Source organism: Xanthomonas sp. WHRI 7065 (assembly GCF_040203115.2).
GTDB classification, from domain to species: Bacteria; Pseudomonadota; Gammaproteobacteria; order Xanthomonadales; family Xanthomonadaceae; genus Xanthomonas; species Xanthomonas arboricola.
Genome location: NZ_CP168194.1, coordinates 4,809,965 through 4,822,899, shown reverse-complemented (window position 1 = coordinate 4,822,899; position 12,935 = coordinate 4,809,965). Strand labels below are relative to the sequence as shown.

5 protein-coding genes are annotated in these 12,935 nt (G+C 65.5%); 4 read left to right on the top strand and 1 reads right to left on the bottom strand.

The genetic code is table 11. The features are described 5' to 3' along the window. Positions 1 to 274: 274 nt before the first annotated feature. Together glyS and ABQY64_RS20070 are read left to right on the top strand one after the other, a co-directional pair. Positions 275 to 2,467 carry a glycine--tRNA ligase subunit beta gene (glyS, locus tag ABQY64_RS20075; protein ID WP_349780260.1) on the top strand — a complete coding sequence of 731 codons (2,193 nt, stop codon included), beginning with the start codon at positions 275 to 277 and terminating at the stop codon, positions 2,465 to 2,467. Continuing rightward, the gene (locus ABQY64_RS20070) at positions 2,467 to 4,056 is read left to right on the top strand and encodes a sulfotransferase (RefSeq protein WP_349780261.1); all 1,590 of its coding nucleotides are present in this window, start codon (positions 2,467 to 2,469) and stop codon (positions 4,054 to 4,056) included. Before glyS ends, ABQY64_RS20070 begins: the two co-directional genes overlap by 1 nt. A gap of 216 nt (positions 4,057 to 4,272) precedes the next feature. Here ABQY64_RS20070 and ABQY64_RS20065 read toward each other — a convergent pair whose 3' ends face one another. Further along, a complete protein-coding gene (locus ABQY64_RS20065) occupies positions 4,273 to 6,963 on the bottom strand; it encodes a TonB-dependent receptor domain-containing protein (protein WP_349780318.1) in 2,691 nt (896 codons plus the stop codon). Positions 6,964 to 7,202: 239 nt separating this feature from the next. On the opposite strand from ABQY64_RS20065, the gene ABQY64_RS20060 reads away from it, so the two are divergent. Continuing rightward, positions 7,203 to 8,984 carry an autotransporter assembly complex family protein gene (locus ABQY64_RS20060; RefSeq protein ID WP_349780262.1) on the top strand — a complete coding sequence of 594 codons (1,782 nt, stop codon included), beginning with the start codon at positions 7,203 to 7,205 and terminating at the stop codon, positions 8,982 to 8,984. After that, positions 8,981 to 12,841: a translocation/assembly module TamB domain-containing protein gene (locus ABQY64_RS20055; RefSeq protein ID WP_349780263.1), complete on the top strand. Its 3,861-nt coding sequence runs from the start codon at positions 8,981 to 8,983 to the stop codon at positions 12,839 to 12,841. Before ABQY64_RS20060 ends, ABQY64_RS20055 begins: the two co-directional genes overlap by 4 nt. The last annotated feature ends 94 nt before the right edge of the window (positions 12,842 to 12,935 follow it).

The following is a 12,935-nucleotide window of genomic DNA, read 5'->3' as shown; positions in this document are numbered from 1 at the left end:
GTGAGAGGGGTTGGGGTGAGGGGCGGAGGCGCAGCCTTCCCGCACCCAAACTCCACAGAGCTTCGCCCGCACCCTCATCCGCCTCTTCGAGGCACCTTCTCCCAGTGGGAGAAGTGACCAGCAGACCCCTCTCCCCCCGGGAGAGGGTTGGGGTGAGGGGACGGGGCGCAGCCCTCCTGCACCCAAACTCCACAGAGCTTCGCCCGTACCCTCATCCGCCCTTCGGGGCACCTTCTTCCGACCGGAGAAGGGAACACGTAAAGGTCCACGTCTTATGAGCGAACAACTTCCCCTGCTGATCGAACTGGGCACCGAAGAGCTGCCGGTCAAGGCGCTGCCGGGTCTGGCGCAGGCTTTCTTCGATGGCGTGCTGCACGGTCTGGAAAAGCGCGGCGTCGCGGTCACCCGTGGCGATGCCAAGCCGCTGTCCACACCGCGCCGCCTGGCGGTGCTGCTGCCGGGCGTGGCCACCGAGCAGCCCGAGCAGCGCTCCGAAGTGCTGGGCCCGTATCTCAACATCGCGCTGGATGCCGAGGGCAAGCCGACCAAGGCGCTGGCAGGTTTCGCCGCCAAGGCCGGGATCGACTGGACCGCGCTGGAGCGCACCAGCGATGCCAAGGGCGAGCGCTTCGTGCACCGTGCGGTGACGCCGGGCGCGCGCACCGCCGACCTGCTGCCCGACATCCTGCGCGAGGCGATCGCCGCGATGCCGATCCCCAAGCCGATGCGCTGGGGGGCGCACGAATACGCCTTCGCGCGGCCGGTGCAGTGGCTGGTGCTGCTGTTCGGCGATAGCGTGGTTCCGGCCAAGCTGCTGGGCGTGCGTGGCGATCGCCTCAGCCGCGGGCATCGTTTCATGCATCAGGGCGAGGTGTCGCTGGCGGCACCGGGCGATTACATCGAGGCCTTGCGCGCGGCGCATGTGCTGGTGGATGCGGACGCACGCCGTGCGCGCATCGTCGAAGAGGTCGAAGCCGCCGCCAGGCAGGCCGGCGGCAGTGCGCGCATCAGCGACGACAACCTGGAGCAGGTGGTCAACCTGGTCGAATGGCCGTCGGCGGTGCTGTGCAGCTTCGAGCGCGACTTCCTGGCGGTGCCGCAGGAAGCGCTGATCGAAACCATGGAGATCAACCAGAAATTCTTCCCGGTGCTGGACGACGGCGGCAAGTTGACCGAGCAGTTCATCGGCATCGCCAATATCGCCTCCAAGGACGTGGCCGAAGTCGCCAAGGGCTACGAGCGGGTGATCCGTCCGCGGTTTGCCGATGCCAAGTTCTTCTTCGACGAAGACCTCAAGCAGGGCCTGGAGGCGATGGGCGCGGGCCTGGCCAGCGTCACGTATCAGGCCAAGCTGGGCACGGTGGCCGACAAGGTGGCGCGTGTGGCGGCGCTGGCCGAGACGATCGCGCCGCAGGTGGGCGCCGATCCGGCGCAGGCGCGTCGCGCCGCGCAGCTGGCCAAGAACGACCTGCAGTCGCGCATGGTCAACGAATTTCCGGAGCTGCAGGGTATTGCCGGGCGCCATTACGCCAAGGCCGCCGGTGAGCCGAGCGAGATTTCGCTGGCGATCGACGAGGCCTACCAGCCGCGTTTTGCCGGCGACGACATCGCACTGTCGCCGCTGGGCAAGGTGCTGGCGATTGCAGAACGGCTGGATACCTTGGCCGGTGGCTTTGCGGCCGGTTTGAAGCCGACCGGCAACAAGGACCCGTTCGCGCTGCGGCGCAATGCCCTGGGGTTGGCGCGGACGGTGATTGAGAGTGGGTTTGATCTGGATTTGAAGGCGACGCTGGTGACTGCGGTCAAGTTGCTGCCGTGGGATCGCCTCGTGAGAAAAGCGACGCTGAAAGACGAAGAAACGATTTCCGCTATCGACTCCGCGCAATACGCACAGCTCGCTTCTGAAATCTTCGACTTCATCCTCGACCGCCTACGCGGCTACTACGCAGACAAGGGCGTCCCTGCCACGCACTTCAATGCGGTCGCTGCCTTGTTCTCGGTCGCCCCCGAGGGCGCTCCTACAGGGCTCGTAGGAGCGCACCTGGGCGCGACCCACGGCTCCCTCTACGACTTCGACCGCCGCATCGATGCGATCGGCATCTTCGCCACGCTGCCCGAAGCCGAGGCCCTGGCCGCAGCCAACAAGCGCATCCGCAACATCCTGCGCAAGGTCGAGGGCGAGATCCCCGGCGACATCGACACCACGCTGCTGCGCGAACCGGCCGAAGAAGCCCTGGCCGAAGCGGTGGAAGCGGCCATCGGCGATACCGGCGATGCGCTGCACCGGCACGACTACGTCGCCGTGCTCGCACGCCTGGCGCGGTTGCGCCCACAGGTGGACGCGTTCTTCGATGGCGTGATGGTCAATGCCGAAGACGCGCAACTGCGCGCCAATCGTCTGGCCCTGCTGAAGAAGCTCGGCGACCGCCTCGGCAGCGTCGCCGCCATCGAGCATCTGTCCAGCTGATGGCCGCGTCCGCCGGCGCGGCGCACTGGCAGACCGCGCAGGCCGCGTTGGCACGCCGCGACCTGGCTGTGGCGGCGTCTGCGTTGCAGGCGCTGCTGGAGGTGGAGCCGGCGCATGTGGCGGCCCGCGTGCTGCTGGCCGGCACCGTGCTGGCCAACGGCAGGATGCGCGAGGCGGTTGTGCAGCTGCGGCTGGCCGAAAACGATCTGGGCGACGACGTGACAATGCGTTGCCGCGTGGCGCAGGCCTTGCTGCGTGTCGGCGAGCATCGCGCACTGCATGCCTTGCTGCGGCACCCGTCGGTGATGCGGTGCCAGGACGGCGCGACCTTGGCCCTGCTCGCGCACGTGCATCAATCCCTGGGCGAACATGTTGACGCACTAACGATGATGCAGCGTGCGCAGGCCTGCGGATTCGATGGACCGGATTTTCGTTTCTTTCTTGCGGTGCAATTGCAGTTCAATGGTCGCCTCGATGAAGCGGCGCAGGCGCTGGAGCATGCGCTGGCGCACACGCCCGGCTATGGCCGCGCGGCGTTGACGCGTGCGCGCCTGCGCCGGCAGAGCGCCAGCAGCAACCATGTGGAACAACTGCGTCGGCAGTTGCAGCTCGCCAAGCCCGACAGCGAAGATCGCGCCGGGCTGGCGTTCGCGCTGTACAAGGAGCTGGAAGACCTCGGCCAGACCGAGGCCGCCTGGGACGCGCTACAGCATGGCAACGCGGTGATGCATGCACGCCTGCGCCACGACGCCGACGCCGAGGCGGCGTTGTACGCGCAGCTGGGTGCATTGGCCGACCAGGGCGTGTTCGCCGCGCAGCAAGCCCCTGTCGCGCACGGCCCGCAACCGATCTTCGTGCTCGGTTTGCCGCGCTCGGGCACCACGGTGCTGGAGCGGATGCTGGGCAATCATTCCCAGGTGGTGTCGGCTGGCGAATTGAACGACTTCGGCCATCAACTGCGTTGGGGCGCCGACCAGGCCGGTCGCAGCCTGCTGGATGCGCGCCTGCTGCAGGCCTTGCCGACGCTGGACTACGCGCAGATCGGCGCGCGTTACCTGGAACAGACGCAATGGCGGGCCGGATCGGCACGCTGGTACATCGACAAGTTACCAGCCAATGCAGTGGCGATCGGCGCGATTGCGCGCGCCTTGCCGGGGGCATTGATCGTGCATCTGGTACGCGAGCCGATGGCGGTGTGCTTCTCCAACTACCGCGCGCTGTTCGGCGACTCCTACGCCTACAGCTACGACCTGCACACGCTGGCGCGCCATTATCAGGCGTATCACGCCCTGATGGCGCAATGGCGTGCGGCATTGCCGGGCCGGGTGATCGATGTGGACTATGCGCAGATGGTGCGCGATCCATCCACGGTGTTGCAGCAGTTGATGGCGCACTGTGGGCTGCAGATCGAGCCCGGGCAGATCGATATCACCCGCAATGCGGCCGCATCGGCCACGCTGAGCAGCGTGCAGGTGCGCGAAGGCGTGCATGGGCGCAACGTCGAAGAATGGCGGCGCTACGCCACGCAGCTGGAACCACTGCGGCAGGCCTTGTTGCATGCCGGCCTGATCCAGACCGACGCACGCTGACAACGGCCAGCGAAACGACGCGAAGATGCCGCCGCGACGCATGCAGTGTGGCAGCAAACAAAGTGCCTGCGTGTCGCCAGCCGCGTCGTGTCTGGCCACTCCAAGTTCGCCCACTCGCAGCAGCGGCGATCCCCAAGCGCTCGATCCAAAAACGCTTGTCTCAAAACGCCAACGGCAGCCCCATGGCTGCCGTTGGCAAATACCGCCCTGGCTGACTCAGTGCGCGCCGAAACGCCAGTTGAGCTCCAGCATGTAGGAACGTCCGTAACCGGTGTAGTTGAAGATGTTGTAGTACGGATAGCTGCTGTAGGTGCGATCGCGCGGCGGCCGGGTGTCGGCCAGGTTGTTGACCGTGGCGGTCAGCGAGATGTCGTCGTTGACCGCATAGTCCAGCGTGGCATTGAGCGTGGTCCAGGCACCGACCTTGCGTGCGCCTTCCACCGCATAGCCATCGGTGCTTTGCTGTGCGGTGAAGTTGGGCGTACGTCCGTAACGCTGGCCGAACAAGGTGGTGGTCCACGCATCCTTCTGCCAGGTGATCGAGGCATTGGTGATGCTGCGGAACTCGGAGGAGAAGAACGGCTCGCTCAGCAGGTCGCGCACCGGGTCTTGCGGGAACTGCTGACTTTCATGCTTGAGCGTGAGGTTGTATTGCGCGTCGAACACGAACAGGCCCCAGGAGTCGGTAGCCAGGTTGTAGGTCGCCTTGGTCAGCACGCCGGAGATTTCCTCGTTGGAAATATTGACCGGGTTGATGCGGATGTTGCTCAGGCGATTGGGTACCGGCGCATCGGCGGCCGTGCGATCGATGCGCGACAGCGCGTCCACGCAGGTGGGCGAGTTGATATCCAGGGCGCCGAGCCGGCAGGCCGATTCGTTCTGCAGCAGGGCATCGGTGCTCAGGTCGCTGACCTTGTCATCGATCTTGATGTTGTAGTAATCGGCGTTGACGCTGAAGCTTGTGCTCGGCGACCACACCACGCCGGCACCCCAGGACTTTGCGGTGATCGACTTCAGATCCGCATTGCCGGACCGACGGCCCTGGATGCTGGTGCCGCCATAGGTGCAGTCGGCGATCGGCACGTTGGGTTCTTCGAGTGCGCAACGGTAGTAATCGTTGACGCCCTGGAAGAAGCCGCTGTCGCCAGCGAAGGAAAACGCCATGTCCGGTGCCTTGAACGCGGTGGCGTAATTGCCGCGGAACAACAGCGAATCGATCGGACGGAATTCCAGCGCGGCTTTGTAGGTGAACTTGGAATCGCCGCCGCCGCCCTGGTTCTTGTAGTCGTCGTAGCGGCCCGACAGATTGGCGGTCAAGGTGCTCAGGATCGGCACCCGCATTTCGAAGGCCGCCGCCCAGTTCTCGCGCTTGCCGCTGCCCTGGGTGCCGGTCAGCTGGTAGAAGTCGCCAGCGATCACGCGTTGGTCGGTCGGGTTGGTCCAGTACTGATTACCGGCCTGCACCACACCGGCGACGCCGACCGCACCGGCCGGCAGGTTGAACAACTCGGTGTTGGTCAGCTGCAGGTTGACGTTCTGGGTCCAGGTCCGGGACTTGGTGCGGATTTCGTCGTTGAAGCTGCGGTACTGCGCCGGCGTCAAGGCGCGATAGAAGTTGGCATCGTTGGGTGAATAGATCGGGTAGCCGTAGTACTCGCCCTGCGGAGCGCCAAGGAACTGTTCGCGGAAGAAATCTTCGATGCGGTCGGCCAGTGGCCACTGCTGACGGCTTTCGATGCGATATTCCGAGCGTGCGTAGTAGGCATCGTAGGTCCAGTTGCTGGCACCCAGGCCGCCTTTCAGGCCAAGCGCGATGTTGTAGGAGTCGGCAGTCTGGCGGTCGTTGTTGAAGTTTTGATTGCCGGTTTCCTCCGGCGCAAAGATGCGTTGATAGCTTTCGAGCTGCTGGCTGTCCTGATTGTAGAAAAAACCACCGGTATCGGACGAGGTCTGCCAGAAGCGGGGACCACTATTGACCTCGACCTTGGTGCGATTGAGCAGCAGGGTCGAGTACAGCTCGACGTTGTCGTTGAAGGCATAGCTCAGGTTGGCATAGCCGCTGGCGCTGCGTTCCTTGTTGAGGATGCTGGCGTAGCCCGGCTCGGTGCGACTGCTGCAGAAGTTGCCGCGGTTGGCGCGGTTGTCGTACTGCACCGAGCCATTGAACAGCGGTCCCAATGCAGCGCAATTTTCGGCGCCCGGATCGAGATAGGTGGTGGGCAGGTTATGCAAGGCAATGCGTGAGCCGTAACGCAGGGTCGGGTCAGGATTGTCGCTGGTGGAATCGAAATCGCGGCGCTGGTAGCCGTAGATCGGATCCTGATTGTTGAGCTGCAGGCCCCACACGATGTTGGCGCCACCGATTTCGTTGCCACCGGTGAGCTGGAAGCGCTGGTTGTTGCCGCCACCCCCGTCGTAAGTGCCCATGCGGTAATTCATCTGCACGCCGTCCATGCGTTTCTTCAGGATGATGTTGACCACGCCGGCAATGGCGCTGGAGCCGTAGATCGAGGACTGGTTGCCCGGCGCCACGTCGATGCGTTCGACCATGCCCACCGGCACGCTGGCCAGGTCGACGAAATTGCTCTGGCCGTTGTAGAGCAGTGGGTAATCGGCCATCGGCCGGCCGTCGATCAGCACCAGGGTGAAGCCGGGGTCCAGGCCGAGCAGGCTTAGCGATTTGGCGCCGGCAGTGAAGCCGCCACTGAACTGACCGTCCTGGACCGAGCCGGTGGCCATCGGTTGCGAGCGCAGCACGTCGTAGACGTCCTTGAAGCCGCGGCGCTGGATGTCCTGGGCGGTGATCGAAAACACCGGGGTCGCGGTTTCGACCTGGGACCGGGGAATCAACGACCCTGTCACCGTGACCTTGTCCAGTTGAGTCACTTCACCTGAATCCTGTGCCATCGCAAGCGATGGCATGGTCAGGGCGGTGCACACGGCGGTGACCAGCAAATGACGTTTCATGAAACGCACCTCTCTCTCCAAAGGTATGAACGGGCGCGCGGCAATCGGGGGGCCGCACGCAATGGGTGTCAACGAAACGTTAACAACGTGCCGACTGTACCGAGTTCTATCCGATGCCGTATAGGCGTGTTTCTTCAGTTTTTTTGTCCCTTCACGCCCAGGCTGGGTATCCTTTGCCGATGCTTAAAGCCGCGTTTGCTCTCTCCCTGCTGTGCACCCTGTTCGTTCCGCTGCAAGCGGTTGCCCGGGCGACCATCGACAAGATCGAAATCAAGGGCTTGGACGACGACGCCGACGCCGAGATGATCGAGAACATCGAGGTCTCCCTGTCTCTGTATGAGGCCGTTGGCAAGGAGCAGGGCGAGTCGCGACTGGAATATCTGCTGGCGCAGGCCGAACGGCAGACGCGCGAGGCGCTGGAACCGTTCGGCTATTACTCGCCGACCATCGAGCTGGCCGCGCCGCGCACCGGCGACAAGGTGACGGTGGTGATCACCGTTGAGCGCGGCGAACCGGTACGCGTGCGGCAGTCGCATATCTCCATCACCGGCTGGGCCGAGCAGGACCGTTACCTGGGCCAGGATCTCAAGCAGTTCGAACCACGCGAAGGCCAGGTCTTCAGCCATCCGCAGTACGAAGCGAGCAAGGTGCGCATCACCCGCCGGCTGGCCGAGCGCGGTTACTTCGATGCCGACTTCACCCAACGCCGCGTCGCGGTGACGCGCGCCGAGCACGCCGCCGATATCGATCTGAACTGGGATAGCGGCCGCCGCTACGACATGGGCAAGGTGCGCTTTGACTACGACTATTTCCGTCCTGGCCTGTTCGAGCCGCTGGTGTATTGGGACGAGGGCAGCTACTACCACGAAGGCAAGCTGGATCGCCTGCGCGAGTCGCTGACCAAGCTGGATTACTTCAGCACCATCGACATCCAGCCCAAGCCCGAAGAAGCCGACGACCAGGGCCGGGTGCCGGTGGATGTAAAGCTCACCCGCGCCAAGCGCACCGTCTACACCTCCGGCTTGAGCTACGGCAGCGAGAGCGGTGCCGGTGTGCGTGGCGGCGTGGAGCGCCGCTACGTCAATTCGCGCGGCCACAAGATGGACACGCAGCTGGATTACGCGCAGAACCGCAAGAGCCTGACCACCAGCTACCGCGTGCCGGCGTTCCGCTGGCTGGATGGCTGGTACACCGCGTCGGCGCGGCTCTACGACGAGCAGACCGAATACATCGACCTGCGCAACGTCAAACTCACCGGCAGCCGCAGCGGCCAGATCAACGAGCGTTGGAGTGCGATCGCCTCGATCAACGCCTTGCGCGAGCGCTGGCGGTTCAGCAGCGGCAGCGATTTCACCGATGCGGTCTACGAGACCTCCACGCTGATCTATCCGCAGTTGCAGGTCAATTACGTCAATGTCGACGACCGCCTGTTCCCGCGCAGTGGCGTGTCCGGGCAGGCATTCATCCGCGGCGGTGCAGAAGGCGCCGGCTCGGATACCAATTTCGGCCAGCTCTACGGCCAGCTGCGCTGGTTCCTGGGGGCCGGCGACAACGGCCGGATGATCCTGCGCGGCGAAGGCGGCACCACCTGGACCAGCGACCTGGTGGCGATGCCGCCGAGCCTGCGCTTCTTTGCCGGCGGCGCCAACAGCATCCGCGGCTATGCCTTCCGCGAAGTGGGCCCGCGCACGCCCAAGCCGGACGAATTCGCGCTCGGTGCCAAGAACGTAGTCACTGCCAGTGCCGAATACGAGCATTACCTCAAGGGCGGCCCCTGGGGCGGCGCGGTGTTCGTCGATAGTGGCAGTGCCTTCGACGACACGCCCGACTGGCACACCGGTATCGGCTTCGGCCTGCGCTGGCGCTCGCCGGTGGGCCCGGTGCGCGTGGACATCGCGCACGGCCTGAACGACCCCGACTCGCAGTTCCAGCTCTATATCGATATCGGGGCCAACCTGTGAGCACGCCGACCCCTACGCCACCCCCCGCACCGCGCCGCGCGCGTTTCTACCGCCGCCGCCGCTTCTGGGTGGGCTCGGGGCTGACCGTGCTGGGCTTGGTGTTGCTGGCGCTGATCGCGGTGTACTGGCTGCTGCAGACCGTGGCCGGGCGCGATGTGTTGCTGGCGCAGGTGACCGCGCGCCTGCCGGTCGGTGCCACCTTTACCTACGGCAAGGTCGAAGGCCCGGTGGCCGGCCCGCTGACCCTGCGCGATGTCGATTTCCGTTATCAGGACATCCACTTCACCGCCGAACGTGTGTACCTGGAGCCGGACCTGCGCCCGCTGCTCGGGCGCAAGCTGCAACTGGATGCAGTGCAGGTCAGCAATGCCAGCCTGAATCTGGGCAAGAGCGAGGAGCCGTTCACGCTGCCGAGCTGGCCCGAATCGCTGCCGCAGATCAACGTGCCGCTGGCGATCCAGGCCGACAAGATTGACGTGGAGAACCTGCGCATCACCCAGCTGCAGCAGCCGATGATCGTCCTGCATAAGGTGCAGGGCGGGCTGGAAGTGGCCACCGGCGAACTGCGCACGCGCAATCTGGTGGTCGATACCGACATGGGCAACTTCCGCCTGCACGGCGACTATGTGCCCAACGACGATTACCGCGCCGACCTGACCGCCACCGCGGTGCTGCCGGCCGCGCGTGGGCGCACCCCGGCCAGCCTGGGGCTGGTTGCACGCGGCGATCTGGACAAGATGGAAGTGGCCATCGCCGGCCGTGCGCCGGCACCGCTGCAGGCCAGCCTGGTGTTTACCGGGCGCGATGACCCCACCTGGGCCTTCAAGGCCGTTACCGACGCGCTGGATACCTCGCTGCTGATGCCGGCCACCAATGGGGAGTACGCCGCCCCGGCCACACCGATCGCACTGAACCTGCAGGCCTCCGGCAAGGGCGGCAATGCCGACCTGCAAGGCAGCGTCAAGCAGGGCGAGCTGAGCGCCACCTTGCAGCCTTCGCACATCAGCCTGCTGGACCAGGTCATCACCGTCGAGCCATTGGTGATCGATGCCTTCGAAGGCCGCGCGCAGTTGCGCGGGACTGCCGATTTCCGCGACACGCAGAACCCGAGTTTCCGTTTTGCGGTCAACGCCAGCGGCCTGCGCTTCACTCCGACGCCGGACCCCGCCACCCCCGATGCGCCGGTGGTGCCGGTGGAATTGGTCGATGCGCGACTGGGCGTGGCCGGTAACCTGAAGGCGTGGGCGGCGATCGGCCGCGCCACGCTGGAGCGCGACGGGCAGCAGGCCGCGCTGGTGTTCGACAGCCGCGGCAACGATCAACGTGCGCAGCTCAAGCAGGTGCAGGCCAAGACCCCGGGCGGCTCGCTGGATCTCACCGGCGAGGTGGGCTGGACCCCGGAGCTGCAGTGGGATGTCACTGCCCAACTGGCCAAGTTCGATCCGGGCTACTTCGCGCCGGGCTGGAACGGCAATCTGTCCGGCAAGGTCGCCTCCAAGGGCCGCCAGTTGCCGGCACCGGCCGGTGGCGTGTCGCCGGGCTTCGAGGCCACGGCCGATATCCCTAGCCTGACCGGCCAGCTACGTCAACGCGCGCTGTCGGCCAACGGCAAGTTCGCCTTGCGTGGTGAACAGGGCGAGGGCCAATTGCAGCTGTCGCTGGGCAATAGCCGCATCACTGCCAAGGGCAAGGTCGGCGACCAGCTGGATATCGCCGCGCAACTGCAGCCGCTGCAGCTGGACGATGTCTTGCCCGGCGCCACCGGCACGATGCGCGGGCAGCTGCAGGTCAGCGGCCGTCGCGACGCGCCCGACATCACTGCCGACCTGGTCGGCAACGGCTTGCGCTGGAACGACTACAGCGCGCAGAGCATCAGCTTGCGCGGGCGTCTGCCGTGGCGCGGCAGCGACGGGCAGCTGGCCTTGCAGGGCACGGCGATCGAAGCCGGCGTGGTGCTGGACAGCGTGCGCGTGCAGGCACGCGGTGCGGTGGAAGCGCTGCGCCTGGATGCGGATATCGCCAACAGCATGGCCAACGTCGCGCTGCAGGGCGATGTCCGTCGCAATGGCGAGCGTTGGCAGGGCCAGGTCGCCACGCTGCGGATCGCACCGGCCAAGGGCGATGCCTGGGCGTTGCGCCAGCCGGCGCAGTTCAGCACCGATGGCGCCGCGTTTACCCTGTCAGACACCTGCCTGGGCGCGGCCACCGGCGGCGCGCTGTGCGCCAGCGCCAACTGGCCGCGCGACGGCATGGTGGTGCATGGCGATGCGCTGCCGCTGTCGCTGGTGCAACCGTGGCTGCCCAAGCAGGAGGGGCGGCAGATCTATCTGCGTGGCGAGCTCGCGCTTGATGGCAGCTTCAAGCCGCGCGGCAATGCCTGGGAAGGCTCGTTCCGCATCGCCTCGCCCGAAGGCGGCATTCGCCTGGGCGAAACCCGCTACGCCGCGGTGGCCGGCAATCCCAATCGCGGCGAGTTGCTGCGCTACGACCAGTTCAGCGTGCAGGCCGATTTCACCCCGCAGCAGATCCAGGCCAAGCTGGGTATCGGCTTCCAGGGCGCCGGCTTTGTCGATGCCAAGTTCAACACCGGCTGGGATGCGTACGCGCCGCTCAACGGCGAGCTGTATCTCAATATGTCGCGGCTGTATTGGCTCGAGCTGGTGGTGGCCGATGTGGTGCAGCCCAAGGGCCTGGTCGAAGGCCATGTGAGCCTGCGCGGCACCCGCGACAAGCCGCTGCTGGGCGGCGATGCAACCTTGAGCAATTTCACTGCCGAATATCCGTCGATGGGTTTGACCCTGAGCGAGGGCAAGGGCCGCTTCGACGCATTGCCGGATGGCTCGGCCAAGATCACCGCTTCCGCCAAGTCGGGGCAGGGCACGCTCAACATCGATGGCGGGCTGTCGTGGTTTGGCACCAGCACGCCGTTGCTGCTGAATATCCGCGGCGAAAACGTGCTGGCCTACAACACCAGCGAGTTGCGCATCATCGCCAACCCGGACATGCAGTTCGGCATCACCGACAACACCATGCAACTGCGTGGCAAGGTCACCGTGCCCGAAGCCGACATCGACCTGGAACGCCTGGATCGCGGCACCTCGGTATCCGAGGACGTGGTGGTGCTGGACCCGGTGGATCCGGAAGAAGTGCCCGCTTCGCCGCTGGATATGGACCTGGCCATCGTGCTTGGTGACAAGGTCAACATGAGCGGCTTCGGCCTGAAGGGCGGGCTGAGCGGGCAGATGCAGATCCGCGCGCGCCCGGGTCGCGAGATGACTGCCAACGGCGGGCTGGACGTGCGCGGCCGCTACAAGGCCTATGGCCAGGACCTGACCATCAGCCGCGGCCAGCTGACCTGGAACAACAACATCGTCTCCGACCCACGCGTAAGCCTGCGCGCCGAGCGCAAGGTCGGCGATGTCACCGCCGGCATCGACGTCAGCGGCCGTGCCGAATCGCCGCGTGCCGATGTGTGGTCCGAGCCGGCGATGTCGCAATCCGAAGCGCTGTCGTACCTGGTGCTCGGCCGCGGCCTGTCCACCGCCAGCAGCGACGAAACCCAGCAGGTCAGCGCGGCCTCGGCCGCCTTGTCGGCCGGCAGCAGCCTGATCGCCTCGCAGATCGGCGCCAAGCTCGGCCTGGACGAAGCCGGGGTGAGCGAATCCAGCACCGTCGGCTCGGTAGTGGGCTTCGGCAAGTATCTCTCGCCGAAACTCTACGTCGGCTACGGCGTTTCGATGGTCGGCAGCGGCTCGGTCCTGACGCTGAAATACTTGCTCAGCCGCGGCTTCGACATCGAAGCCGAATCCAGCACGGTGGAGACCAAGGGCTCGGTGAACTGGCGGCGGGAGAAGTAGCCCGCCGCTTGCTGTTCATCACATATTGACAAAGCTGACTTGGCTGTTCATTCTGCCGGGGTGGCTAGCTCTGCTTGTCGTGCAGAGGTACCAG

Excerpts from the sequence above, each read along its gene's own strand:
- ABQY64_RS20070 (WP_349780261.1), top strand. The coding sequence starts at position 2,467 with ATGGCCGCGTCCGCCGGCGCGGCGCACTGGCAGACCGCGCAGGCCGCG.
- ABQY64_RS20060 (WP_349780262.1), top strand. The coding sequence starts at position 7,203 with ATGCTTAAAGCCGCGTTTGCTCTCTCCCTGCTGTGCACCCTGTTCGTT.
- ABQY64_RS20065 (WP_349780318.1), bottom strand. The coding sequence starts at position 6,963 with ATGGCACAGGATTCAGGTGAAGTGACTCAACTGGACAAGGTCACGGTG.
- glyS (WP_349780260.1), top strand. The coding sequence starts at position 275 with ATGAGCGAACAACTTCCCCTGCTGATCGAACTGGGCACCGAAGAGCTG.